Here is a 25,214-nt window from a genome sequence, read left to right as displayed (position 1 = left end):
GAGGCGAGGGAGGCGCCAATGCGCTGATGGGACCGACTTCGGCAGCCGACGCCTACTGGTCGTGGTGCTCATTAAGGGTGAAGAGGCGTTCGAGACGGCGGTGTCCGCCGTACACCACTAAGGCATCCAGGCGGCTCAGGTCACCGCGCGGTCGGGCCTTCAAGAACGTTGGACCCGGGTTCCTTTCTTGGCAGCCAGCAGCGATCAGTGCTCGGGCCCTGAGGCAAGTCTCGTGAAAGTGTTCGTGGACGTTCGGCCAGCCATGTCGGACTGAACGTCAATTGAACATTGAAGGATGGCGGAAATGCCTATCACCGAACACGCTGTGAAGACCGACAGGCATACCACATTCTATCTGGCGGCAGGGCCGGAAAGCGGCCCGCTTGTCATCTTCGTCCATGGCTGGCCCGAGTTGTCCACGAGCTGGCGGCATCAACTGCCTGCGCTGGCGGCGCTGGGATTTCGTACCATCGCCCCGGACATGCGAGGGTATGGGCGTTCCTCCGTGTACCCCCAGCACTCCGAGTATGCCCAGGAATGCATTGTTCGTGACATGATTCAACTGCTGGATGCCGTGGGCAGAGAGAAGGCGGTCTGGATCGGTCACGACTGGGGGAGCCCAGTCGTATGGAACCTCGCCAGCCACCATCCCGACCGCTGTCATGCAGTTGCCAGTTTGTGTGTGCCCTACTACACGCTTGAGCGTGGGCTGGACCAACTGTTAGCCCTGGTCGATCGCGAGTTGTATCCGGAGAACGAGTTTCCCGCCGGCCAGTGGGATTACATGCGTTACTACGAAGAGAGTTTCGCAGAGGCCACCGCGTCCATGGATGCCAACGTCTCCCAATTTGTGAGGCTACTGTTTCGCAAGGGAGACCCAGCAAGGGAAGGGAAGCCAGCGTTCACCGCAACAGCCCGCCGCAGCCACAGCTTCTTTGGAACGCGTCGACTTCCCGACCTAGCACCAGACACCGACGTGGTGACCGAGGAAAACCTGAGCATCTATGTTTCCGCGTTGGAGCGCAACGGATTTGCGGGTCCGTCCTCCTGGTATCTGAATCACGGCGCCAACGCCTCCTACGCCAAGACGGCCCAGAATAATGGCTACCTCGATCTGCCCGTCTTGTTCCTCAACGCACAGTATGACTACATATGCGAATGCACTCATTCTCGCTTGGCTAAGCCCATGCGCGCCTACTGTCGGCAACTCACCGAAGAGACGATTCAGTCAGGCCATTGGCTGGCGCAAGAGAAGCCAGCCGAGGTGAATGCCGCTGTAGTGAAGTGGCTGGCAACCGCGGTCCCTGACGTGTGGCCATAGCTACCGGCAGGTTTGCACCCGGCGTTGGGTGATTCCGGCCGGAGATGGTGATGGGTCGAGCACAGTGGGCATCGGCAAGGGGTCGTCGGTGACCTGGCCTTCGACGTACTCGTAAGTCGCGGCGGCCGGCCTCTCAATCCAACCATAAAAACGCTCTTTCGTAGTCGGGCTGCCGGCCGGGTCCAGTGGGGGAATACGTATGAACGCCATGATCACCAACGATGGCACGGAAATCTACGTCAAAGACTGGGGGAAGGGGCGGCCTGTCGTATTCAATCACGCATACGCGCTTGATTCGGACAGCTTCGAATACCAGATGCTCTTCCTGGCCGACCGGGGCTATCGTTGCGTAGCCCATGATCGCAGAGGGCATGGGCGTTCCAACCAGCCGTGGGTCGGCAATGATGTAGACACGTATGCCGACGATCTCGCCGAACTCATGGAAACGCTCGACCTGAAGGATACCGTTCTTGTCGGTCATTCGACCGGCGGGAGTGTAGTGGCTCGATATATCGGACGGCACGGCGCAAAGCGCGTAACAAAATCCGTTTTCATCGGCGCGACGGTGCCATTGATGCTGAAAACGTCCAAAAATCCAGACGGTGTGTCGATGGACATTTACGACGGAATGCGGCAATCCGTCCTCGCCAGCCGACCCGAATATTTCAAGGATATGGTGACTCTGCACTTCGGGGCCAACCGTCCCTGGTCGCACATTCCACAGAGTGAGCTTGATGCCTGCTGGCAGCAGACCATGCGCACCGGTATGCCCGCTTCCTTCTTTGCGATCAAAGCATTCGCAGAAACGGACACCACCGAGGATTTGAAGAAAATTGATGTTCCGACCTTGATATTGCATGGCGAAGACGATCAGATCGCTCCCGTCCGGAACGCCTACCGCGCGGCCGAGCTGGTGCCAAGCTCAATCATAAAGGTCTACCCCGGAGCCCCGCACGCCATGACCACGACGGCGAAGGACGAAGTGAACGAAGATCTCCTCGAATTCATCGAGAGGTGATCGTGAGGAACGAAGGTCATGCGGCGGAGACCGCGCACAGATGCTTTTCGCAAGCCGTGCCGCGCCGTGGGCATCAATCACGACGAAACGGAGGAGAATCATGGCGGTAGAGCAACGGCACCGCAGAGTAGTGCCTTCCAAAGATGCTGATGCTATTTACTACAAGGACGCCACGGAACTCGCTGCTCTGGTCCGTGCGAAGCAGCTGACGTCTGTCGAGATTGTCCAGGCCCATCTGGATCGGATCGAGGCCATCAACCCCAAGATCAATGCTGTCGTCACGCTCATCGCCGAAGGCGCCCTCCGAGCTGCGGAAGCTGCGGACGCGGCGGTCTCAGCCGGCGGGGACCTGGATGCCCTTCACGGCGTTCCGTTCACCATCAAGGACTCGATCGACACTGCGGGCGTGTTGACCCAGCGGGCTTCCCGGATCTTTCTCGGACACGTACCCGACAAGGACGCGACCGTGGTGTCGCGGATCAAGGCTGCCGGCGGGATACCGCTGGCAAAGACGAACCTCCCCGAGTTCTCAGCCTGGCAGGAGACAGACAACCTCGTGACCGGCTTGTCGCGGAACCCGTGGAATCTAGATCGCACCCCTGGCGGCTCGAGCGGGGGCGAGTCCGCCGCTATCGCGGCCGGACTATCACCTCTCGGGTGTGGCAGTGACGTTGCGATCTCGATCCGCGGCCCAGCCGCGCTGACCGGGATCGTCGGTCTGAAAGCAACCCATGGACGTATCCCATTCACCGGTCACTTTCCCCAGCACGAATTGAGCCGCTACTTCCATATAGGCCCTCTGGCTCGTAGTGTCCGCGACGTCGCGACTGCGTTCTCGATCATGCAGGGGCCGGACGGGATCGACGGCCTCGCGATCCATTCCAAAGACGCCGGGCCGGACAATCCCCCGATTCCGGGCAAACCACTCCGAGTCGGCTGGCTCGCCAGTCCAGGATTCGGGGCCATCGACCCCGAGGTAGCGGCCGCGGTCTCGGCCGCAGCCGACTTCCTCGACGATGTCGGCTGTGCAGTGGAACCGGTCGCCATTCCCTTCCTCACGGAGAACAACGTCAACGACACGGCGGCGCTTCTGTACGGTGCGGAACTTGGACGACCCCTTCGCGCATTGGTCGGCGATCGGTCGGATGAGCTGCATGCCATCGGCAAGTTCTACTATGACATGCCGGATCCCTCGTTCGCCGACTACATAGACGCTGAAAAAAAGGTAGACCGGCTGAAGGCGGCACTCGTAGAGTATTTCCAACGCTACGACGTGCTGCTCTGCCCAGTAGTCCCCTTCACGGCACCACTCCCGGGTCAGGCAGGATATATGGTCGACGGAGAGAACGTGCCATCGACTCACATGATGCGCGCGACGGTCCCATTTGATCTGTCGGGTAATCCCGGTCTTTCGGTACCCTTCACCTTTAGCTCCGAGGGCCTTCCCATCAACATCCAGCTCGTGTCCAAGTGGTTCGATGAAGCAACCATCCTGCGCGTCGGCGCTCTGATCGAGTCAGAAAACGGGCTTAAAGACCACCACCCCAACTTCTGAAAGAGGGGGTGCTACTTGTTTAATTTTATCTACGACCTTAGCTTGATCTTTAACCCGGTCGGCCGTTGAGGGTCTTGTCACGCTTGGTGGTTTTGCCGACGTTGTGGCGGGTGGCGGTCGTTTTGTTTGTGGACCCCGGTGGGCGTCCGGGGCCCGCGGTGGCGGGTTTTGGTGCTCCGGCGGGGCGCGTGGTCTTCGGCCGGATGTTCCGAAACGCGCGGCGAACGCGTGCAGGGGTGAGCCGGCCGGGAATGGCGGGGCGTTCCCAGGGCCGGCGCAGATCGGCGGCCAGGGTGCGGGCCAGCCGGAGTTGGGTGTAGCAGGCGATGATGAGCCACGTCCACCGATCCGCGGCGCACGGTTCGCGGAGTTTCGGTGCGTCCAGCCACCGCGGGTGGTGCCGTTTTGCTCAGTCAGCGCCTGGGCCTGCCGGGACCGTGCCGGTGGATGCCGTCGAAGCGCCGAGGTAGATGCCGAGGGACCTTCAGCCCTTGCCCCCGCAGACTGGCCGGGCCAGAGTTGGAAATGAGCCCCGGATGCCGGCGAGGTGATCGGAAATGGTGTTCGCCGTCTTCTTGATCGTGCTGGTGGCAGTCGCGGCCGTGTCATCCGCCAGCGCATGGGTTGCCAGGCGCCGAAGCCGGGATGCGACCGGACCACAGCCGGCTTCGCCGTGCCCGGCGGACCTGTGCGCCATCTCTGAGGCGGTCAGTCGAGCTGACTCGCACGGCGAGCACGTCGAGGCCGTAGTCACCGGGTGGCTGCTCGCTGGTCACCTGTCGGCCGAAGAGTACCGGCGAGACATGGCCATCATTGCCGCGCGGGACGCGCTCTTCCATCCGCTGGTCACCCCGCCCGACCGGTGATCGGGCCTTGCGCACCGCACACCGAATAGACCAGCCAACCCTGCCCATAGGCCGATGGTGAAGCCGACGAGCCCGCTGTTTCAGGTGTCTGGGCGGCCCGCGTGGGCGGTGTGGCGTAGGTGGCTGGTGAACCAGGCTTGGGCATGGCGGGCGGCGCTGGTCAGGGTGCGGGGCTCTTCGAACAGGTGCGTGGCGCCAGGTACCACGACCAGTTCGTTGGGGCATCTCAATTGGGCCTGCGCGGCTCGGTTGAGGGCCAGTACCTGAGTGTCCAGGCCGCCGACGATGAGCAGGGTGGGCGCGGTCACGGCGGACAGCCGCAGTCCGGCCAGGTCGGGGCGGCCACTCCGGGAGACGATCGCGGCGACGTTGGCGTGTGGCTTGGCGGCAGCCCACAGGGCCGCGCCGGCGCCGGTACTGGCGCCGAACCAGCCGATACTCAGGGTGCCGCCCCACGGGCGGCCGGCCACCCAGGCGGTGACGTCGGTGAGCCGGTCGGCGAGCAGTTCGATGTTGAACACGTTGGCCCGGTCTGCGGCCTCGTCAGGGGTGAGCAGGTCGAACAGCAGTGTGCCCAGGCCCGCCTGGTTGAGTACCAACGCCACGTACTGATTGCGAGGGCTGTGGCGGCTGCTGCCACTGCCATGAGCGAACACCACCAGCCCGCTCGCATCCGGGGGCAGGGTGAGGTGTCCGTGCAGGTTGAGCTTCTCGGAACGGATCACGACCTCCTCATCGCGGCCGGGCACGGCGCTGGCCTGTTGGCCCTGAGCCGGCGGTTTGGCGGAAGCCCGGTGGGCGGCGGCGCGGGTGAGCAGGTCGCGGACCTCGTCGTCGGAGGTGGCGGTGAAGTCGGTATACCACTGGCCGACCGCGGACAGCCAGCCCGGGGTTCGTACGCAGATCACGTCATCGGCGCTGCGGCGCAGCGACTCGATCAGGCCCGCCGGCGCCACAGGGACGGCGAGGATGACGCGGGCGGCACCGCGGACACGGGCGACCTGGCAGGCGGCGCGGGCGGTGGAGCCGGTGGCGATCCCGTCGTCGACGACGATTGCGGTGCGCCCGGCGAGGTCGACTGAGGGCCGGTCCCCGCACAGCAGCCGGGCGCGACGGGTCAATGCGGCGTGTTCGGCCTCCTCGACCGTCGCCAGTTCCTCGTCGGCGACGCGGGCGAGGCGGATCACCTCCGGGTTGAGGATGCGAACACCGCGTTCACCGATGGCACCCATGCCGAGTTCGGGCTGTTGCGGGACGCCGAGTTTGCGCACGATGATCACATCGAGTGGAGCCTCGAGCGCCTCGGCGACCTGGTAGGCGACCGGTACGCCGCCGCGGGGCAGGCCCAACACCACGAGCTCTTGGCCGCGTAGGTGGGACAGCTTGTGGGCGAGTTGCCGACCTGCGTCAACACGGTTTCCGAAGATCATGGTCCGCCCCCGCATGAACCCGTCGAAGTCCAGCCTTGCTCCAGTGTTGTCCGGATTCGGCGACGACCGGCAGGACACAGGCTCACACGAGGGGGTATTCACCTGATTGCCGGAGGCGTCTGTGCCGGCACCGAGGTGGGTACCCAGTCACGCGTCGGTCAAATCGGCAGACGCGGCGGCAACCCGCCCGCGTTTCATCGCGCGAGATGGGCCGGAACTCGGGGACGATGAGAAGGATCGAGCCGGCGACCAACGACGCCCACCACGACCGGCGGCACCTCCCGACCCGACGCCTCGTCGTGCACGCCAACCACCCCGCGGCCCACCTTGCACCGCTCCCGGCTGCTTCCGCTCTGCAGAACGCCGACGCACGGCACGCGGCCGAATCGCCCGCCGACAGCGCCTTGTGCTCCGCGTGGCGGGAAGCACGGATCGGTCACGACGCAGCGACGTCGCGCACCCCGACGATGTGTTCCAGGCGCAGGCGGCACAGCAGGTTGCCCGGCCCACTGTTGGCGCGTCCGTACCCCTCGGCTTGACCGGCCGGCACGTATCGCTCGGCGATCCTGGTTGTCCAGGTCACGAGGTCGGCGGGCTGTTCGACAACGCTGACTGCACCACCGACGGACACGAAGCTGTATGGGAACTGTTCGTCGTCGACCACGAGGGCGGCACTCGGGTTCGCGCGCAGGTGGCGCCCCTTCACCGAGTCGCTCCCGGTGGTGAAGACGAGGTCGCGGCCGTCGACAATGAACCAGACCGGCGCCACGTGGGGCTTGGCGGACTCCGACGCGGTGGCCAGTTTACCGGTGTGGGTTCCCTGCGACAGAACGTTGATCGCTTCGTCCTTGGTCATGGTCGGCACACTGTCAGTGTGTCCCGCCGGCCGGCTGATGCGGGGTGAGCCGGGGTGTGAGGTCACCGGCGGGCGTTCCCGTCGCCCGCCCCTCGGTTGAAGCAGACCGCCCGGGGTCACACAAGTCCGCACCGGGGCCGGCTGCGGGCGCAGATCGTGTTGGACGCGGCCGGCGGCTACGCCAACGCCGTGATCGCCCGCCGGCGACACGTCAACCACCTCCGCGAGGAGCTTCAGCGCGGCCGACCTCGTAGAATGTAGGTAGCCGGGGTTGCACTTCGATCACGGGAGGTGCCCGTGGTAGACCCGCACCAGCCCCAAAACGAACCCCAAGGCCCGACGCAGGAGCGATCGCAGCCCGGCAAGCGGGGGTATTGAACACTGCCGGGTAGCGGCTATTGGCGTGTTTGTCATGGCGATCGCGGCATTGTGGCTGCTCGAGCAGTCCGGCGTCCTCGGGGTTTGATGCCGTGCGTCACCGCCTGTGGCCATGCTCAGGCGAGGCTCACGTCCCAATCCGCTGGAGCGTACGCAAGCCCGAATGGGACTACAAAAAAGTTGCGGTCAGACCAGCCCTCGGGGAGTGGTCATGAAACGACGCAAGACCGACGTCCGGGCCCTGCCGGCCAAGTCCGCCAGGGCGCTCGACGAACGCTTCCAGGCGGCCACGCCGCTGCGGCGCCTGCTCAGCAAGGTCTTCCCCGACCACTGGTCGTTCCTGCTGGGCGAGATCGCGCTCTACTCGTTCATCGTGCTGCTGCTCAGCGGTACCTTCCTGGCGTTGTTCTTCGACCCGTCGATGCGCGAGGTCGTCTACGACGGCAGCTACGCGCCCCAGCGCGGCGTGGAGATGTCGCAGGCGTACAACAGCACGCTGCAGATCTCGTTCGACGTGCGCGGCGGTCTGTTCATACGGCAGATGCATCACTGGGCCGCGCTGCTGTTCGTGGCCGCGATCGTGGTGCACATGTTCCGGATCTTCTTCACCGGCGCGTTCCGCAAGCCCCGCGAGGCCAACTGGATCGTCGGCCTGCTGCTGTTCTGGATGGCCTTCCTGGAGGGCTTCGCCGGTTACTCGCTGCCCGACGATGCGCTGTCCGGCACCGGCCTGCGCATCGCCAGCGCGATCATGCTGTCCATCCCGATCGTCGGCACCTGGGTGACCACCTCACTGTTCGGGGGTGAGTTCCCGGGTGAGGTGATCCTCGACCGGCTCTACATCGTGCATGTGCTGCTGGTCCCCGGCGCGCTGCTCGCGCTCATCAGCGTGCACATGGGCCTGCTGGTGAAGCAGAAGCACACCCAGTGGCCCGGCCCCGGCCGGACCAACAACAACGTGGTCGGCGTGCGCATGTTCCCCGGCTTCGCAGCCAAGTCCGGCGGCTTCTTCATGATCGTGTTCGCCGTGTTGGCCGCGCTGGCCGGCCTCTTCCAGATCAACCCGATCTGGCTGTTTGGCCCGTACCAGGCCGCGGTGGTCTCAGCGGCGAGCCAGCCCGACTGGTACGTCATGTTCCTCGACGGCGCGGCCCGTCTCTTCCCGGCGTGGGAGATCAGATTCCACTTGTTCGGCAACGGCTACACCCTCCCGCCGATCTTCTGGCCCACGGTCGTGCTGCCCGGCCTCCTGGCGATGTTGCCGATGTTCTACCCGTTCATCGAGCAGCGGTTCTCGAAGGACAAGGCTGTCCACAACCTGCTGCAGCGCCCAAGGGATAACCCGTCCCGCACCGCGCTCGGGGCCATGGCCATCGCCTTCTACATGGTCCTGCTGGTTTCCGGCGGCAACGACGTGGTGGCCGACAAGTTCAACATCAGCCTCAACGCGATCGTCTGGGCCGGGCGCATCGGCATCCTGATCCTGCCGCCGCTGGCCTACTACGTGGCGTACCGGATCGCGCTGGGCCTGCAGCAGCACGACCGCGAGGTGCTGGGCCACGGCATCGAGACCGGCATCATCCAGCGCCTGCCGGACGGCCGCTTCGTCGAGATCCACCAGCCGCTCCCGGTGGCCGGCGACGGCCGGGGCGCCGAGGAGGAGCACGGCCCGGAGTACGCGGATTGGGTGGTGCCGAAGAAGATGAACCGCGTCGGAGCGCTCGCTCCACCGGTGAGGGGCTTCTGGGTCCCGATCGAGAAGGCCGCCCCGCCGAAGTCCGCCCCGCCGAAGTCCGCCCGGCGCGAACTCGAAGAGCGCAGGAAGACCACCACGGGCCACAAGGCCGAGTAGCCGAGAGGATCTCACCTCTCGGCTCTCACAGATCTGGACGTAGCAGTTCCGCTACCCACCTATTATCATCCTGTCTGCAAGGCGGCATGGACTCACCGCGACACCCGTGAGCGCTTGGACGTGCTTCGCCGAAAGCGTCATCGAGGTGCCGTCAGGTCTGCTCACCTCGACGTCGGCACGACGGGTACGCAACCACTGACCAGTGCGGTGGCAAACGCACCGATGCCGGCCGGTCCCGGCACCGCTACCAAGCCGCCGGTTAGCGCCCCGAGCGTGTTTGTTGGAACGATCTCGTTCCCACGCAGCTGCACCCGCCCGCGCAGCTCGTCCTCCTCGCCCAGCCATTTGGCGAGGCCACGAAAACTCTCCCCGACGCTCCAACGACCACGTCGTCGACCACCACGCCGACGCCATCGGCCGGCTCACCCGCTGGTTCGACCGGTGGCGCCGACACGACCCCTATGGCGGCACCTGGTGGCAGGGCGGGCGGGTCGGCGTAACGTGACTTTCCGTTCCGCTGCCAGCCTCAACGGCCGTTGACGCGCGCCGCTGCTCTGCCGGTGTGCACGCTGCCGGCGTGCTGTAGCAGGGCGATCAGCACGTCCTTGCCGTCCTGCCGCTGCCGGGCGTCGCAGAGCACGATTGGCACCTCGGATTCGAGGTTCAGCGCCTGCTTGATCTCGTGGATCTCGTAGCGGCGGGCGCCCACGAAGCAGTTCACCGCGATGACGAAGGGCGTGCCACGTCGTTCGAAGTAGTCGACCGAGGGGAAGCAGTCGTCGAGCCGACGGGTGTCGGCCAGCACGACCGCGCCGGTCGCGCCAAGGGCGAGCTCGTCCCAGAGGAACCAGAACCGGTCCTGGCCCGGCGTGCCGAACAGGTACAGCACCAACTGGTCGTTGATGGTGATCCGGCCGAAGTCCAGCGCCACCGTGGTGGTCGACTTGGCCTCCACGCCGGCGAGGCTGTCGATGCCGCTGCTCGCCTCGGTGAGGACCTCCTCCGTGCGCAGCGGACCGGTCTCGCTCACGGCGCCGACCATGGTGGTCTTGCCGACGCCGAACCCACCCGCGATGAGGATCTTTATCGCAGTGGGAGCCCCGTCAGAGTGCCCGTAAGCCATTTATCGCCGCCTCTATGATGTCTGCGTCGGGATGTGTCCCGGCTGGGTGAGGTTCACGCACTTGGACGAGGCGCCGGTCGAGCAGGTCGCCGAGCATCACGCGCACGGTGCCGAGCGGCAGGTTGAGGTACGCCGCCAGCTCGGCCACCGACAGCGGCCGCTGACACATCCTGACGATGGCAAGGTGCTCGGGCTCCATCCCGGCCTCGGGCGCCGTCGTGGTCACCGTCGCTGTTACCAGCGCGATGCGGTCGAACGCGCCCCACACCGGCTGGGTCCTTCCACGGGTCATCGCATACGGTCGCACGACCGGGCCGGCGTGGTCGTCGACCCACTGCTCTTCCACGGGCTCCTCAGGGACGCTCATCGGGCCGCGTCACGCCTCCCCCGCGAGCTGGTCCAACCGCGGCGGCGAGCCGAGGTACTTCCCGGCGCGGGTGACCAGCATCGCCATCTCGTAGGCGATGACGCCGAGATCGGCGCTCTCCGTCGCGAGGACCGCCAGGCACGAGCCGTCCCCCGCCGCCGTGACGAGCAGCGACGCCTGCCTCATCTCCACGATCGTCTGCTGCAGCGGTCCGCCGTTGAACCGCTTGCCCGCAGCCTTGGCCAGGCTCTGGATGCCTGCGGCGATCGCACACAGATGCTCCGCGTCGTCCTGGCCGAGCGCTTGCGATGATGCCTTGAGCAGGCCGTCCACGGAGAGCACGATCGCGTGCTCGGCCTGGTCGATCCGCGCCACGAAGTCGTCCAACAGCCAGGTCAGGTCGGCGTTCGCCGATGTCTTCTGCACCACAGGTTTCCCCTTACATCAGGCCGGCGATCGGTGAGTTCGGTCCCGTCGCTCTGCTCACGTCATCGGCTGTTCGTCGCCGGCAGACCCAGCGCGGGTCGGAAGGGGTGGCGGTGGGGAGATGTCGTCGGCTGCATGCCGCGGAGCGTCGGCGCGGCCCCGGCGGATGCCCTGCTGGTAGGAGGAGATCCGGCTGAGCACCTGCTCGGGCGGCCGCGACGGCTGCGTGTCCGGCGCCGGGTCGTCGGTGGCGAGGTCGCCGTCCCGCAGCGGCGCCACAATGTTGGCCTGGCGCACCCGGACGGGCAGGCCCGACGGGGTGAATGGGCTGTCCGCGTCGGCGGACGCGGACGCAGCAGGCTCGGCATCGTTCCCGGCTGCCGGCATCGCGCGGGGCCGTTCCGGCCGTTGCGGCACCAACGCGCTCATCGCTGCGGCGAAATCCTGATCGAACGCCGGCCGGTGTTCGGCAAGAGCGACGGAGCCGCGTTCACTCGCTGGCGGAACGAATTCAACAGATCCCTCCAGATTGTGCGTACCGCGAGCCGACGCCGAGGCGCGCAGGCTCGACGCCGGCATTCCGTTGCTCTCGTCGCCGCCGGTGTCCTCGCCCAGCATGCTCTGCGGGATCAGTACGACAGCCGTCGTGCCGCCGTACGCGGACGCCTTCAGCTGGACCTTGATCCCGTGCCGCTCGGCGAGCCGGCTCACGACGAACAGGCCGAGGCGGGCGGCGCTGGACAGGTTGAAGTCCGGGTGGCTGGCGATGCGGTGGTTCAGCTCGACGAGGTCGTCCTCGCCGATGCCGAGGCCACGGTCCTCGACCTCCAGGACGTAGCCGGCGCCGACCATCTGGCCCTTGATGTGGACCTCGGTGTGTGGCGGAGAGAACGACAGCGCGTTCTCGACCAGCTCGGAGAGGAGGTGGATCACGTCACTGACGGCCCGGCCGGCGAGCCCCACCGGCCCGATCGGGTACACCGTGACCCGCGCGTAGTCCTCGACCTCCGCGATGGCGCCGCGCACGATGTCGATCATCGGCACGGTGCGGCGCCAGGTCCGCCCGGGGCTGGATCCGGCCAGCACGATGAGGTTCTCGGCGTTGCGTCGCATGCGGGTGGCTAGGTGGTCGACGCGGAACAGGCCGTCGAGCTTGACCGCGTCGCCCTCCGACCGCTCCATGCCGTCGAGCAGTGCGAGCTGACGGTGGACCAGCGCCTGGGAGCGCCGGGCGATGCTGAGAAAGACGTCACGGACACTGCGGCGCAGGTCGGCCTGCTCAACGGCGGCCAGCACCGCCGTCTCCTGGACCGCGTTGAACGCCTGGCCCACCTGGCCGATCTCGTCGTTGCCGAACTCGAGCGGTGGCGCCTCGGTCGCGACGTCCACCGGCTCGCCGCGGCTGAGACGGGCGACGACGTTCGGAAGGCGCTCGTCGGCGAGCTGCCGCGCCGCGTCACGCAGCAGCTCCAACTGCCGCAGCATCCGCCGGGCCGTAGTGATCGAGACGATGATCGACGCGATGACGGTGACCAGCCCGAGGCCGGCCGCGAGCAGCAGGCGGACGAAGACCCCGATCGCGACCGGCGTGGATCGCTCCACGATCTCCTTACCGCCGGTCACTACGACGTTGTGCAAGTCGGTCAGGGCGGGCTCGACCGCGGCGCGCCATTCGTCCCTGGTGGTCGGCGGCTTGACGCCCGGTCGCGCGTCGAGAATCACGCGATCCTCAACGGCTCGGAAGAGCGTGAAGGTTTTCCCGCTGACCATCTGGTCGTATCGGGCCCGGTCTGCGCTCGACAGTCTCGCCGCGGTCTCGCTGCCGAGGAACCGTTGCGCGCCCACGATCTGGACGAATTGTGCGTGTTCATCGGCGGTCATCCGGCCGGCTGCGATGGAGCCGGTCAACAGCGCGTCTTCTTGGGAGATCAGCTCCCAGGTCCGGTTGAGCTGGATCAGGGCTGCCGCGTCGGCGGCGATCTCCTTGTCGTCCAGACCGCCCAACGAGTCGTAGACCTCGAACAAGGAGGCGACCAGATCGGTGAACGCGATCGACGCGGTGGTGCGGTCGATGGCACGGGTGTCGATCGAGACTCGGGTGGCGGCCAGTCCGTCCAGGCCGGCGACGACCTTGTCGACCCGCCGTTGCAGCTCGCCATCCCCCGACGGGTTGGCCTGCCAGCTCTGAACCGACCTCTTGAACGCTGCCGTGGCCTGCTCGGTCTCCCGCCGTCCGGCAGCCAGGTCCTGACGCTGCTGGTTGCTGGGGTCACCGAGATAGGCCGTCGAGAGCCGACGCTCGGTCTGCAGGTCTCTCAGCAGCGGCTCGCTTGGCTGGTAGATCCTGCTGTTGTGCGCCTGAACCCAGAACAGGTTCAGACCCTCCCGCAGGGTCACCCACGCCGCGAATGCCCACAGGGCAGCCAGCGAAACCAGTAGCGCGGTAATTTTCGTACGCAGATTCGTCCTGCGAGAATCCATTACACCATCCACCGCGGGGCCGGGAAGCAAATGTCGACGCTATTTGGCGAAAGTCGATCGTGCTGCAACTTCCAACCTCGTAGACGCCGACCACCGGCACCGTAACAGCGTTCGATGGCTCCCTCAAGCCGCCCTGGTCAGCCGCTGTTCATATCTATTGACGTCGGGCAGTTGCGTCAAACACCACCGAGCCTGACCGTACCTGCGCCAAGTGCAGCGCGGCGAGCACAGCAGCGCGCACGATCGCTTCGGGCAGATAGAGCTCCTTGCCATACCACAGCGGGGGGTCAGCACGTCGACCGACGGCCTCGCACAGAAAGGCGTAGCCCCGCCCCACGGCCTGGTCGATCGCGCGACGTGCGGGATTACGCGTGGCCAGCAGCACCTGCATGGCGTATGCCGTCTCCTCTGCGGTGCCGTACCACCGGCCCCACGACCCGTCGGGCCGTTGCGTCGCCAAGACCCAGTCCACGGCCGCGGCGACCGCCTCGACCGCAGCCGGCCCGCGGCCGAACCGATCCAGTGCGACCGCGCAACAAACCGTCGCGTAGTAGGGCGAGGCGTGCCACCGATCGCACCATGATCCATCCACCTGCTGTTCGGCCGACAGCGTCGCCGACAGTTTGTCCTGCACCGCGAGATAGCGCGGTGGCGCATCGGCACGAGCGATCAAATGCTGCCCGAAAGCATCCAATACATGAGCGTTGGTGGTGACCGAGAAGCCGTCCTCACCGGGCCAGGTGCAAAAGCCAGCCTCGGTCTCGAACGCCCACAGACTGTCCGGAGCGACTTTCCGGCCGAGCTTGGCAAGCGCGTACAACATCACGGAGCTGGTGTCCGCGTCAGCGGGCAGTCCGGCACCGGCGGCGATGCCGGCCGGCTCCACGGCAGCGGAAAGCTCTTCGAGCAACGCGGGCGGCACGGTGAGCGGCACACCGGCGCGCGCCAACGAACTCAGTACCCAGGCACGCTCGAACACCGTAATCGGGGTCGGGCACGGCACCGGTCCGCCCTGCCGGCTGACGACGCCCTCCAAGAACTCCCTCGCGGCCCCTGCCGGTCCCGACGCTGCCGATCCCGACGCTGTCGGCCCGCCGAGCCACGCGGCGGTCGCCGCGGGCGAGGCGCCGACCACACCTGGCGGTACGGGACGCAAGCCGGGCGCGCCTCGCGCCCCGTCCCCCAGTACCTCCAGGAAATGCAGCAACTTCGCCGGCAGTTGGACCCCGGCTGTGAGCAGCTGCCGGACCGCGGCGAGACGCGCCCCGCTCATGCCCGGGGGCAGGCCGAGGCGGCGGTCGCCCCACCACGGGGCCAGTCCCCTGATCGGCGCTTCGCGGACCTGGCGGAGATGCTCATTGATGGCGGCCACCAAGGCCGGCACGATGACGTCGATCGCCGGAGTGTCCGGAACTGACAGTGCGCCCGTCTGCAGCCAGCCGAACAGCGCCCGCAACCCTCGATCAACCGCGCCGGCCAAATCCGCCTCGGCGACGCCGCCTGGTGAACCCGTGTCAAGGCGGCGGAGCGTACTGAGCAGGGCCTCGGTCGCGCTCAAGGTCGGGACGAGGGCGTAACACTCCCGAGGCCCCCAACCACCATCGGGCCGCTGGTTGTCCAGCAGGTACCGCACCCGCTGGTCGTGCCCGGACAGCCACGAGGCGACGGTCACAAGTCGGGCGGTCTCATACACCGATGGGCCGACCTGTCCCCATGGATTGAGCGCCAACTGGGCGATCAGGTCACGCGCCGACGCGGCGACGTCGATGTCCGTCACCGCGCGCCGCGTCACGCTCTTGCCCGCGTCTTCGATCGTCACGAACCACCCCAGAAATCTGTGACCTGATAGAAACCGCTCGTGAACCCGATCTGTCGCGCCAGATAGACGACCTGCGGGGGACAGGTCGTCTCCAATGGGCGCAGCAGATCATGACAGCGCTCAACGAGCATGGTGATCCGCCGGGACACGTCAACGTGGTCGGTCAACATGAGGGCGTTGAGATCACCCCAGACCGCATCGCGCTCGTGAGTGGCAAGGTCGTTGACGAGTCGCAGCACGCGCTGTGCCTCACGGCTGGCCGTGGTGAGCTCGCCGAGTTGTTCCAGACAGGCCCGGTCGCCGGTGAAAAGCCAATGCGAGACGTTGACGAACGAGAGTCCGGTGTTGTCGGCGTTGTCCAGGTATCCGTCGAACGTCGGCCCGGTCGCTCCGCTGGCGAGAGCGGACTTCCACTCCCATTCCTGGGCCATGGCCGCCAACATTCGCTCGACCTCCTCGCGCCAGAGTCGACGCCCAGTCAGGAACGAGGGTGTCGTCGCCAACCCGTCCCGGATCTCGGCCAGGAGGCACCCGAGCGGGCTGGCGGCCGTCGGCGCGGCGCCATCCGCGACGGCGAGGCAATCAGCGACGATTGCCGTCACCTCATCCTGTGATGTCGCCAGGTAGTCGATCAGCCAGTCGGCCGCGAAGACCCACAGCGAAGCCCGGTTCGCGATCTGCAGCTGCTCGACCGTGCACCAGGGAGCGCCGAACGCGGTGGCATGGGCGATGGCGCTGAAGAGGGTGGCGTCGAAAGGTTTGGCCGCGAACAGCTCGGGGTGAGCGGTGACGCACTGCTGTAGATCACGCTGGCCGGCGGCAGCCAAGGCACAGATCCTACCGTGCTCCGACCCCACCAGTATTTCATCGCGGCTGGTGAGCGGTGTGTGCACGCGGGCTCCTCAGCGCGCGCGGGAGCGGTCGACGGGCACCAGCGTCAACCGTGCGCTCTGACGTGGCCGGAGTGAGGCACCCATCCGTGGGGTGAGGTCGGCGTCGCCGTGCAACTGGATCCGGAACCGGCTCAGGAGGGTTGCGATGATCAGTGGCGCCTCCAGGAGGAACAGGTACTGCCCAAGGCATTGATGCGGGCCGCCGCCGAAGGGAAAGAAGGAGTACCGGTGCTGACGTCGTGGCGCGGTGGGAGAGAACCGCTCCGGCTCGAAGATGTCGGGACGCTCCCACAACGCCGCCATCCGCTGGGTGACGTACGGACTGACGAGAATCGTCGCACCGCTCGCGATCCGCGTTCCGCCCAGGACCTCGCTGGCCACGGCCGTGCGCGGGATCATCCAGCCGGCCGGGTATAGGCGCAGCAGCTCGTCCAGGACCATCCGGGTGTACCGAAGCTCGGCCACGTGCGATCGCTGGATCTGGTCCGCGCCGACCACCTGGTCGATCTCGTCGTAGAGCCGGGCCGCCACCTCGGGATACGTGTCGAGAACCGGCCACAACCAGGACAGCACCGCGATAGTCGTCTCGGTCGACGTCGAGAACATCGCCACGACGTCGTCACGAATCTGCTTCTCGGTGATCTCCTGACCGTTGACGACGCGCGTCCGGCACAAGGTGGAGATGATGTCCTGGCCGTCGCCCGGTCGGCGGAGGGTCTCGCGGATGATCGGGAGCACCACATCGTCGATGGTCCGGACCGCACCGCGGAACGCGCGATCGCCCGGCATGGGTATCGCGTAGGGCATGAACGGCACAAGAAGCCGAGGAACCATCGCCGTCGCGATCGTGCCCAGCGCGGAGACGACCCGCAGCGCGTCGGGAACGGAAATCTTGTCTCCGAAGAGCACCCGCATGGTGGCTTGGCATACGATCCGGGACAGCGTGTCGCTAGCGTCGACCGTCTGTCCAGCCCTGGCCGGCTCGTCCAGCACGTCGACCGCCTCGCCGATCGCGGCGGCCATCTTGTCGATCAGCGTCTCGACCCGCTTGGCTGTGAACAGCGGTTGCAGGACGCTCCGGCTGGACTCCCACAGCGGCCCCTCCGCGACGAGGATCGCCTCCCCGACCGCCCGGCGTACCGGCCGCCAGAGCAGGCCCTTGCCGTCACGCACATAATTGGCGGCGTTGTCCCGCAGAATGTGCTGCAGGTGCTCGGGATGAGTCACCAGGTACGGGCGGAACGTGCCGAGGTTCAACCGTACGACCTCGCCGCCGGCCTCGTCGGCAAAGCCGACCAACGCATCGAGCGGACCGCGGACGAGCCGTGGCAGCGCCCGGCGCAATGGTACGGAGCCGGCCGTGACATCCTGCAAGGCTGACAACGGACCCCCCAAAAGCCCGGGGCTCACGGAACCGGGGCGCTCAAACAGTACGCACGTTCCACATCGCCCCCGATCATCTCACCTGCCCACGGCGAGCGGTAGGATCAATCTCATTCATGTCGATGCCCCGCCGTGCATGCCTACAAAACCCATCGAATGATGTCACAGTGACACGCCGACCAGCCACAGCATCGACCCCGGCACCCTGCCCGCAGTTCAGCGCCTTCGCCTACCTCGCGTTCACCGTTGGGATGACGTTCCAGGTCTCCGACACGAAGCTACGCACCGCCGCGTTCCGCTCCGCCGTGCTGCGCCAGGCCCTGCTGTCCTACCTGTTCGACACCGTCATCGTTGCGCTCACCATCAACCTCGTCGCAGCGCTGAGCCGCTGACGAGTCACCGGCGAACCGGGCCCGACGCCGAGGATCCGGTTCGGTGTCCGGCGTAGCGGCGTTGCCGGCCATCGCCGCGCTCAGCGCGCCGATGATGGTCACGCCGGCCAGCACCGCCAGCAACGGCAGCAGTGTGCCGACCGGTGGCCGCCAGGCGCCGGCGAACGGGTCGAGGCGTGCGCCCGGGCCGGACTGGAAACGTGTCATCACGAACGCAAGGATGTACAGGTGCAGCACTGCGGCGGAGCCGATCAGGACAAGTGCAATAGCGGCGCAAGCGGCCCAGCCGGACCAGCCGGCGCTCGAACTGCGGCGCGCTCGCGGCGCACAGCACCACACCGGCGGCTGCCGGCATTGCGTACCGGCCGTGCGCGAACCAGCCGATGTTCGGCAGATAGTGCAGTTCCAGGGCCACGAGCAGGCCGATGGAGGCGGTGCCGAGCGAGGCGGCGACGAGGGCGAGCCGGCGGCCGCCGTGGATCAGGCTCGGTACCACCAAGGCGCCCAGCAGCAGGTACCAGGCCGCGACGACCGCCAGTGGCAGCTTGGTCTCGCCGTAACCGAATTGGCCGACGATCTGCTGGAAATAGAAAGGGATGCGCCGGGTGGCCAGGAGCTGCGCCAGCTGTGCCGAGGTGAGGTGCTGCGCGTCGCGGGCGACCGGCGCGACGCGGGCCACGCCGGAGTACGCCAGCCAGCCGAGCCAACCGGCCAGACCGAGCGACCACGAGCAGGCGATGATCCAACGTGTGTCGCGGCGCCGCCAAAGCTGGGCGATGCGACCGGGACGGGCCAGCGTCGCGCACGCCGTCACGATGAGCGTCAGCAGCGCGGGCCCGAGCTGGCGGACGGTGAGCAACACCAGCGAGCCGACCCCGACCAGCACCAGCAGGCGGCACACGGCGCGGTCGTCGAGCCGCGTATCAGGCGCGCGCAGCAGGGCCAGCAGCGCGCAGCGGGCAAATCTCGTTGCTTCTCTCGCCGGCATCGCGCTGTTGCCCGCAAGACAAGTGATGCGCCACTGTTGAGGAAGGCCTGCGCACTGCGGCGATCGTGCGTGGCTCAGCAGCGAACGCAATCGCTGACTACGGCGCGGCGCCGAGAGCGAGCAGATGTTCAGAGGACGTGCTTGGCGGCCGCACGGTGGGCACACCAGTCCGGCCGGTCCGGCCGGAATCGGATGGACGGTGCAGCCGATCGGCGGCTGTGATGCCCGGCGGTGTGGCCGGTTAGGGTCGGCGTAGGGCGAGGATCGCGACGTCGTCCGTTGGTTGGCTGGCGTCGAGCAGCGCGGTCATGGCGGCGCTGCACAGTTGGTCGGCGTCGCCGTCGGTGAGGCTGGCGGCGAGCAGGTTGAGCCCGTCGGAGATGGGCCGGTTGCGCCGTTCGACGAGCCCGTCGGTGTAGAGGAACAGCCCGGACCCGGGTGGTAGTTGCCGGGTGGTGGCGGTGCGGGCGATGTCGGGGTAGGCGCCGATGGGCAGGTTCGGTCCGATCCTGAGCAGTTCGGCCGGTCTACCTGCGGTGAGTGCCACCGGCGGCATGTGCCCGGCGTTGGACAGTGTCACCGTGTCCAGGGTGGCGTAGATGACGGCGTAGATGACGGTGGCCATGGCGCCGGGTTCGAACTGCTGGACCTTGCGGTCCAGTCGGGTGAGCACGTCGGCGGGGTCGTCGGTTTCCATGGCGTAGGCGCGTAGTGCGGAGCGGATGCGGCCCATGACGACCGCGGCGTGCAGGCCGCTGCCGGCGACGTCACCGACGGCGACGCCGAGCGTGCCGGAGGGCAGGGCGAACACGTCGTACCAGTCGCCGCCGACGCCGGCGTCGCTGCCGGGCACGTACCGCACGGCGATGTCGAGGCCGGGCAGCGTCGGTGGCCGGTCCGGCAGGAGGCTGCGCTGCAGCGCATATGCGGCGGCCCGGTCGAGGCTGTGGGAGCGGGCCACGGTGGCGTGCGCGGCGCGCTCGGCAGCCATCTGGAGCAGCTCGATGTCGGCGACGGTGAACAGTCGCCGTGTGCGGGTGCCGACGTGTAGCACGCCGATGACCCGGCCGCCGCTGAGCATCGGTACGCCGAGCATGGCGACGAGGTGTTCGCTGACCAGGACGGGGCTCACTACGGTGGTGTCGTCGACGTGGTCGATGACGAGCGGCTGGGCGCTGGCCGCGACGTGACCGGCGAAGCCTTGACCGAACGGTACCCGTACCCCGAGCAGCACCTCGCGCTCCAGGCCGACGGCCGCGGTCGCGACGAGGAGTGGACGCGTACCTTCGACATCAACATCCACGCGATGTTCCGGCTGGTGAAGGCCTCCCTGCCGCACCTGCATCCGGGGTCGTCCATCATCAACACCAGCTCGGTGAACTACGACATGCCGCGGCCGACGCTGCTGCCGTACGCCACCACGAAAGGCGCGATCGCCAACTTCACCGCAGGGCTGGCGCAGATGCTCGGCGAGCACGGCGTACGGGTCAACGCGGTCGCGCCGGGCCCGATCTGGACGCCGCTGATCCCGTCGACGATGCCACCCGAGCAGGTCGATGAGTTCGGAAAGAACACGCCACTCGGCCGGCCGGGGCAGCCCGCGGAGGTCGCGCCGGCGTATGTGCTGCTGGCCTCCGACGATGCGAGCTACATTTCCGGCGCGATCGTTCCGGTGACCGGCGGCAAGCCGATCCTCTGAGCGGGCCCGGCCGGCTCCTGTCAGAGCTGAGCCCTCGACGCGTCGTCATTCGCCGCCGGTCCGCAGCCGCCACGGATCCACGGTGGCTGCGGACCGGAGGCGGCGCAGGAACTGGGCCTCCCCGCCTCCGCGGTGCGCGCGTCGTTTTCTTTGCCGGGCCCTCGTGGGACCGCGACCAGCGACGAGACGCGGCGCCGACCGCGGATGCCGCACCGCCGCCCAACACGGTGGCCAGGGATTCAGTCGTTGTGGGACTGGCGCCAGTCACGCACCGCGTCACGCATCTTGTCGAACACCGCGACCGGCGGCCCAAGCACCATGGTACCGGCCGCGGATTCACCGGCGGCAGGGTGCGGACGGGTCGGTGCGAGCGCTTCGGCCGCGCGGACGGCGCCAGCCATACGGCGGAGTTTGTCCGGCTCGGTCGCACGGCGCAACTGCGGGAACTCCTCTTGTTCCTCATGCGTCGCGTGGGCCAGAACGGCCTGTTCGAACTCGGCGAACTTCGCCGGGAACTCCGGCGAGTCGACACCGAGGTCGTAAAGGTCGGACAGCACGTGCTTGGCCTCGCTCTCCTCCTGCAGACGGGCGTCGACGACGGCATCGCCGACGTCATGGCGGGCCGCCGGGTGGACCACCTGCTCCTCGGCGCTCTCATGCACCGCGAGCAGCCGCACCAGCGCCTGGAACGCCTCCTGCCGGGCGTCGCCGCGGGCGGACTTTACCTGCGCGAAGAGTGTCTTGATCTCATCATGCTGCTGCAGCAGCAGCTCAATGACATCCTGCTGCTGTTCGGTTGTCGTCACGGAAGAACCTCCATTGGGCATGAGCTGCTCAAGAACTTTCCCTGGCCGTTACCCCATGGACGTCAGAACAAGCATTCTCGTTCGCCGGGCACCGCTGGCAATCCCTGTACACATCGGTCAGGGACGCAGGAGCACCTTCACGGTGCCGTCCTTCTTCTCCTGGAAATTCTCGTACGCCTCCGGTGCCGCGTCCAGCGGCACGCGGTGGGTCGCGAAGCTGTCCACGCCGAGTGGATCGGTGTCGCCGGTCAGCAACGGCAGGATCTCCGGCACCCAGCGCTTCACGTTCGCCTGCCCCATCCGCAGCTGGATCTGCTTGTCGAACAGGTCCATCATCGGCATTGGGTCCGCGGTCCCACCGTAGACGCCGGACAAGGAGATCGTGCCGCCCCTGCGGACCGCGTCGATCGCCAGGTACAGCGCACCGAGCCGGTCCACGCCGGACTTCTCGATCAGCTTCGCCGCGGCCGCGTCAGGCAGCAGCCCGGCGACCGTCTGCGCCAGCTTGCCCGCCGGTGAGCCGTGTGCCTCCATGCCGACCGCGTCGATGACGGAGTCCGCACCCCGGCCGCCGGTCAGCTCACGGATCGACTCGGCGACGTCGTTGTGCGCGGTCAGATCGAGACCTCGACACCGTTCGCCCGCGTCCGCTGCAGACGCTCAGGGACCAGGTCCACGCCGATCACGCGGTACCCCAGGTGCAGCCCCACCCGCGTGGCCATGTCCCCGATCGGGCCGAGCCCGAGCACCGCGACAGTCCCGCCGTCGGGCACCGCGGCGTACTGCACCGCCTGCCACGCCGTCGGCAGCACGTCCGACAGATACACGAACCGGTCGTCCGGCGGCCCGTCCGGCACCTTGACCGGCCCGAACTGCGCCTGCGGCACCCGCAGGTACTCCGCCTGCCCGCCCGGCACCTGACCGTACAGGCGGGTGTAGCCGAACAACGCGGCGCCCTTGCCCTCGGCGCGGACCTGCGTCGTCTCACACTGTGTCATCAGCCCCTGGCGGCACATGTAGCAGTGCCCGCAGGAGATGTTGAACGGGATGACGACCCGGTCGCCGACGCGCAGGTGGGTGATCGCCGAACCGACCTCCTGGACCACGCCCATCGGCTCGTGCCCGAGGATGTCGCCCTCCGCCATGAACGGCCCGAGCACCTCGTACAGGTGCAGGTCTGAACCGCAGATCCCGCTGGACGTGACGCGGATGACGATATCGTTGGATTCCTGGATGACCGGATCCGGCACCGTGTCGACCCGCACATCCCGTTTGCCGTGCCACACAACCGCTTTCACTGCATTCTCTCCCACCTGGCGCAGTTGCCGTCGCCGCTATCTGTCCGCTACCCGGGGGTGCGCTGCGGAAACGTCGCCAGAGGCGGCCGTCGGGCCAGGCTGCGGAGCTTCACGAGCGCGCCGGCGTGGAAGGCCGAGCGAGACGGAGTGCGTGTCAGCGCAGCCAGGCACCGGGCGGATGCTCGGGCACCGCCAGGTCCGCGATCACACCGAAATGGTCACTCGCCCATACTCCGTCGACCGGTTCGTCGAAGACCCGCCGGCAGTCGATGACGTCCAGCGTCGGGCCGTGGATGCCGCAGCGGACCATGACATAGTCGATGCGACGGCCGAGCTCCAACGACATCTCGCCGGCCCGCTCGAGCGGGTTCAACGGCGTGAACGTGTGCCCCGGATCGTCGGAATGCACCGCCGCCCAGGTATCTCGGTACGCGACGCTGACACCCAGCAGGGACTGCTTCCCGGTCCAGAACCGGACGCTGGCGGCATCGGGCGGATCGTCGAAGTCACCGGCCAACACCACATGCCGGTCCCGGCCGGCCAGCTGCTCCTCCACAAACAGGGCGCAGGCCACCGCCTGCAGCTCCCGCTCGTGGGCGTAGCCGACCTGATACGCCGGTTTGTGGTGGACGAACAGCAGCGGCCCAGCCGGCGGTGGCGCCTCGATCTCAGCGACCACCGCCGCGCACCACGGCAGGTCCACCCGGTCGGTGACATGCAGATCCAGTTCACGGACCGCGCCGACCGGCCACCGGCTGGCGAAGGCGGCACCGACGCCGTCGGCGGAGCGCCCGGAATGGCGGACGATGTGATAGTCGGGGCCGAGCAGGTCCAGTGCCTGGTCGTAACCGTCGCCCCAGACCGTCTCCTGCAACGCGATCAGATCCGGTCCCAGGTCCGCGAGCCCGGCCCGTAGCAGCGGGCGGCGACGATTCCAGTCACCGTGCTCCGGCGACAGCAGATTGAGCGTCATGACCCTCACGTGTGCTGGACGCGCACCGCCCGGCACGCTGTCTCCCAACTCCGGCACATCGATTCTGTACCTCAGCTTTCGGCTGCCCAAACATCAGCCGCGCCCGGCTGGGTACAGATGCGCGCATGAAGGTCACCGTCGTCGGTCAGCTGGCCAGGGACCTCGTCCTGGTACTGGACAAAATCCCGGACGTGGGCAGCTCCGGGTCCGTGCGGCAACGCCGTGAGCTGCTCGGCGGCAAAGGCGCCAACCAGGCCGTGGCCCTCGCCCAGCTCGGCGCCCGCCCCGCGCTCGTCGCGGTCGCCGGTGATGACGCTACCGGCGACGCGCTGCTCGTGCAGGCGCATGCCGACGGCGTCGACGTGGACGGGGTCGTCCGCCGGCGGGGGATGCAGACCGGGCTCATCGTGGAGTCCTCGAACCACCGAACCGCTGGCGATATCTCGAGCACCTTCCCGAGCAGGTGCTGCTCACCGCCGATGACATCGCCGCAGCCGGACCGCTGTTCGCGACGTCCGACGCGGTGCTGGTGCAGTTGCAGCAGCCAGCCGAGGCGACGCTCGCCGCCGCCAGGCGCGGCGCCGACGCCGGCGCGCTGGTGGTGCTGGACGGCGCACCGCCAGCCGAGCACCGCGAGGCGCTGCTGGCAGCCGCCGACGTGGTCCGGGCCGACACCACCGAAGCGGAGCTGCTCACCGGCGTGCCGGCCGACGACCCGCAACAGCTGCTCGCAGCCGCCCGATCGTTGCTGGACGTGGGACCGTCGGTCGTGGCGCTCGCGCTCACCGACGGCAACCTGTTCGTGTGGCGCGATGCTCCAGGGTCCCGGGTCGAGAGTCTCGTGCTGCCGCTGGGCGACGACGACGTGGTCGACACCACCGGAGGCGGCGACGCCTTCGTGGCGGCGCTGACCGTCGCACTGCTGCGCGGCGATCCGGTCCCAGCAGCGGCCAGACGTGCGGTCGCCGCATCCGCTGCCACGGTCGGGTATCCGGGCGGCCGCCCGGATCTGCGCGGCCTCACCTGGCTCCGGGCCGGGATCGACGTGCCGGGTACGACCGGGTGACCGCCGGTCGGATCATGTGTGCCGTCCACCGCAGGTGGGGCACTGCAGGCGACATGCGAACCAGACGGCCGGTCGTGCTGGCCGCCGCTACGAGTGGTGATGGCGACGCTGGTGCCCGGGTGCGGCGACGGCGGGTCGCGCCGGATGCGGTCTCGGCCAATGCAGTGCTCGGGACCCGACGAACGCTGACCGTGGCGGCGACGACAGCCAGCGGCTTGGAGACA

General features: G+C 67.5%; 21 protein-coding genes and 5 pseudogenes. 9 read left to right on the top strand and 17 right to left on the bottom strand.

The window, feature by feature from the left end; all coding sequences use genetic code 11:
• The first annotated feature begins 304 nt into the window (after positions 1 to 304).
• The 3 genes from AB0K00_RS30975 (at position 305) to AB0K00_RS30965 (ending at position 3,894) form a co-directional block, all read left to right on the top strand.
• Positions 305 to 1,321 (top strand): alpha/beta hydrolase, encoded by a 1,017-nt coding sequence (locus AB0K00_RS30975; RefSeq protein WP_363527332.1) that lies wholly within the window; start codon positions 305 to 307, stop codon positions 1,319 to 1,321.
• Between the two features lie 199 nt (positions 1,322 to 1,520).
• Entirely contained in the window at positions 1,521 to 2,339 is an 819-nt protein-coding gene (locus tag AB0K00_RS30970) for an alpha/beta hydrolase (protein ID WP_363527329.1), read from the top strand.
• Between the two features lie 100 nt (positions 2,340 to 2,439).
• A complete protein-coding gene (locus tag AB0K00_RS30965) occupies positions 2,440 to 3,894 on the top strand; it encodes an amidase (protein WP_363527326.1) in 1,455 nt (484 codons plus the stop codon).
• Between the two features lie 49 nt (positions 3,895 to 3,943).
• Here the strand turns inward: AB0K00_RS30965 and AB0K00_RS30960 are convergent.
• Positions 3,944 to 4,273: pseudogene (locus AB0K00_RS30960) on the bottom strand (transposase); the annotation flags it as partial.
• 178 nt (positions 4,274 to 4,451) lie between these two features.
• Between AB0K00_RS30960 and AB0K00_RS30955 the strand changes: the two are divergent.
• Positions 4,452 to 4,760: a hypothetical protein gene (locus AB0K00_RS30955; RefSeq protein ID WP_363527323.1), complete on the top strand. Its 309-nt coding sequence runs from the start codon at positions 4,452 to 4,454 to the stop codon at positions 4,758 to 4,760.
• Positions 4,761 to 5,584: 824 nt separating this feature from the next.
• Here AB0K00_RS30955 and AB0K00_RS30950 read toward each other — a convergent pair.
• A pseudogene (locus tag AB0K00_RS30950) lies at positions 5,585 to 6,190 on the bottom strand (phosphoribosyltransferase family protein); the annotation flags it as partial.
• Between the two features lie 436 nt (positions 6,191 to 6,626).
• Complete coding sequence (locus AB0K00_RS30945) at positions 6,627 to 7,046, bottom strand: PPOX class F420-dependent oxidoreductase (RefSeq protein ID WP_363527321.1); 420 nt, start codon at positions 7,044 to 7,046, stop codon at positions 6,627 to 6,629.
• Positions 7,047 to 7,635: 589 nt separating this feature from the next.
• Between AB0K00_RS30945 and AB0K00_RS30940 the strand changes: the two genes are divergently transcribed.
• The gene (locus AB0K00_RS30940) at positions 7,636 to 9,276 is read left to right on the top strand and encodes a ubiquinol-cytochrome c reductase cytochrome b subunit (RefSeq protein WP_363527318.1); all 1,641 of its coding nucleotides are present in this window, start codon (positions 7,636 to 7,638) and stop codon (positions 9,274 to 9,276) included.
• A 51-nt stretch (positions 9,277 to 9,327) separates the two neighbouring features.
• On the opposite strand, the pseudogene AB0K00_RS30935 reads toward AB0K00_RS30940, so the two are convergent.
• The 8 genes and pseudogenes from AB0K00_RS30935 to AB0K00_RS30900 form a co-directional block, all read right to left on the bottom strand.
• Positions 9,328 to 9,632 (bottom strand): annotated as a pseudogene (locus AB0K00_RS30935) (hypothetical protein); the annotation flags it as partial.
• A gap of 170 nt (positions 9,633 to 9,802) precedes the next feature.
• The gene (locus tag AB0K00_RS30930) at positions 9,803 to 10,399 is read right to left on the bottom strand and encodes an ATP/GTP-binding protein (protein WP_363527315.1); all 597 of its coding nucleotides are present in this window, start codon (positions 10,397 to 10,399) and stop codon (positions 9,803 to 9,805) included.
• On the bottom strand, positions 10,380 to 10,766 hold the full coding sequence (locus AB0K00_RS30925; RefSeq protein WP_363527312.1) for a DUF742 domain-containing protein: 387 nt from the start codon (positions 10,764 to 10,766) through the stop codon (positions 10,380 to 10,382). Before AB0K00_RS30925 ends, AB0K00_RS30930 begins: the two co-directional genes overlap by 20 nt.
• Before the next feature lie 9 nt (positions 10,767 to 10,775).
• Positions 10,776 to 11,195: a roadblock/LC7 domain-containing protein gene (locus AB0K00_RS30920; RefSeq protein WP_363527309.1), complete on the bottom strand. Its 420-nt coding sequence runs from the start codon at positions 11,193 to 11,195 to the stop codon at positions 10,776 to 10,778.
• Positions 11,196 to 11,249: 54 nt separating this feature from the next.
• Positions 11,250 to 13,673, bottom strand: a complete 2,424-nt coding sequence (locus tag AB0K00_RS30915) for a nitrate- and nitrite sensing domain-containing protein (RefSeq protein ID WP_363527306.1) — start codon at positions 13,671 to 13,673, stop codon at positions 11,250 to 11,252.
• Between the two features lie 154 nt (positions 13,674 to 13,827).
• Complete coding sequence (locus AB0K00_RS30910) at positions 13,828 to 15,492, bottom strand: prenyltransferase/squalene oxidase repeat-containing protein (RefSeq protein ID WP_363527303.1); 1,665 nt, start codon at positions 15,490 to 15,492, stop codon at positions 13,828 to 13,830.
• Positions 15,489 to 16,385, bottom strand: a complete 897-nt coding sequence (locus AB0K00_RS30905; protein ID WP_363527300.1) for a terpene synthase family protein — start codon at positions 16,383 to 16,385, stop codon at positions 15,489 to 15,491. The genes AB0K00_RS30910 and AB0K00_RS30905 overlap by 4 nt, the downstream gene beginning before the upstream one ends.
• Positions 16,386 to 16,394: 9 nt before the next feature.
• Positions 16,395 to 17,759, bottom strand: a complete 1,365-nt coding sequence (locus AB0K00_RS30900; RefSeq protein WP_363527297.1) for a cytochrome P450 — start codon at positions 17,757 to 17,759, stop codon at positions 16,395 to 16,397.
• 176 nt (positions 17,760 to 17,935) lie between these two features.
• Between AB0K00_RS30900 and AB0K00_RS30895 the strand changes: the two genes are divergently transcribed.
• A complete protein-coding gene (locus AB0K00_RS30895; RefSeq protein WP_363527294.1) occupies positions 17,936 to 18,160 on the top strand; it encodes a DUF1345 domain-containing protein in 225 nt (74 codons plus the stop codon).
• Between the two features lie 4 nt (positions 18,161 to 18,164).
• Here the strand turns inward: AB0K00_RS30895 and AB0K00_RS30890 are convergent, their stop codons facing one another.
• Positions 18,165 to 19,238: a hypothetical protein gene (locus AB0K00_RS30890; protein ID WP_363527292.1), complete on the bottom strand. Its 1,074-nt coding sequence runs from the start codon at positions 19,236 to 19,238 to the stop codon at positions 18,165 to 18,167.
• Between the two features lie 151 nt (positions 19,239 to 19,389).
• Positions 19,390 to 20,493: a GAF domain-containing SpoIIE family protein phosphatase gene (locus AB0K00_RS30885; protein WP_363527289.1), complete on the bottom strand. Its 1,104-nt coding sequence runs from the start codon at positions 20,491 to 20,493 to the stop codon at positions 19,390 to 19,392.
• On the opposite strand from AB0K00_RS30885, the pseudogene AB0K00_RS30880 reads away from it, so the two are divergent.
• A pseudogene (locus AB0K00_RS30880) lies at positions 20,416 to 20,847 on the top strand (SDR family oxidoreductase); the annotation flags it as partial. The gene AB0K00_RS30885 and the pseudogene AB0K00_RS30880 sit on opposite strands and share 78 nt — an antisense overlap.
• 239 nt (positions 20,848 to 21,086) lie before the next feature.
• Here AB0K00_RS30880 and AB0K00_RS30875 read toward each other — a convergent pair.
• The 4 genes from AB0K00_RS30875 to AB0K00_RS30860 all read right to left on the bottom strand — a co-directional run bounded on the left by AB0K00_RS30875 (position 21,087) and on the right by AB0K00_RS30860 (position 23,924).
• Entirely contained in the window at positions 21,087 to 21,653 is a 567-nt protein-coding gene (locus AB0K00_RS30875) for a hemerythrin domain-containing protein (RefSeq protein ID WP_363527286.1), read from the bottom strand.
• A gap of 117 nt (positions 21,654 to 21,770) precedes the next feature.
• A complete protein-coding gene (locus AB0K00_RS30870; RefSeq protein WP_363527283.1) occupies positions 21,771 to 22,187 on the bottom strand; it encodes a hypothetical protein in 417 nt (138 codons plus the stop codon).
• 80 nt (positions 22,188 to 22,267) lie between these two features.
• Positions 22,268 to 22,951 carry an alcohol dehydrogenase catalytic domain-containing protein gene (locus tag AB0K00_RS30865; protein ID WP_363527280.1) on the bottom strand — a complete coding sequence of 228 codons (684 nt, stop codon included), beginning with the start codon at positions 22,949 to 22,951 and terminating at the stop codon, positions 22,268 to 22,270.
• A 154-nt stretch (positions 22,952 to 23,105) separates the two neighbouring features.
• Entirely contained in the window at positions 23,106 to 23,924 is an 819-nt protein-coding gene (locus AB0K00_RS30860) for an endonuclease/exonuclease/phosphatase family protein (RefSeq protein ID WP_363527277.1), read from the bottom strand.
• Between the two features lie 125 nt (positions 23,925 to 24,049).
• On the opposite strand from AB0K00_RS30860, the pseudogene AB0K00_RS30855 reads away from it, so the two are divergent.
• A pseudogene (locus tag AB0K00_RS30855) lies at positions 24,050 to 24,274 on the top strand (PfkB family carbohydrate kinase); the annotation flags it as partial.
• A 113-nt stretch (positions 24,275 to 24,387) separates the two neighbouring features.
• Positions 24,388 to 24,990, top strand: a complete 603-nt coding sequence (locus AB0K00_RS30850; RefSeq protein WP_363527274.1) for a PfkB family carbohydrate kinase — start codon at positions 24,388 to 24,390, stop codon at positions 24,988 to 24,990.
• Positions 24,991 to 25,214: the final 224 nt, after the last annotated feature.

This window comes from Dactylosporangium sp. NPDC049525, assembly GCF_040676755.1.
Lineage (GTDB): Bacteria > Actinomycetota > Actinomycetes > Mycobacteriales > Micromonosporaceae > Dactylosporangium.
The sequence above is the reverse complement of the archived record's forward strand: the minus strand, read 5'-3'. Positions and strand labels throughout refer to the sequence as shown.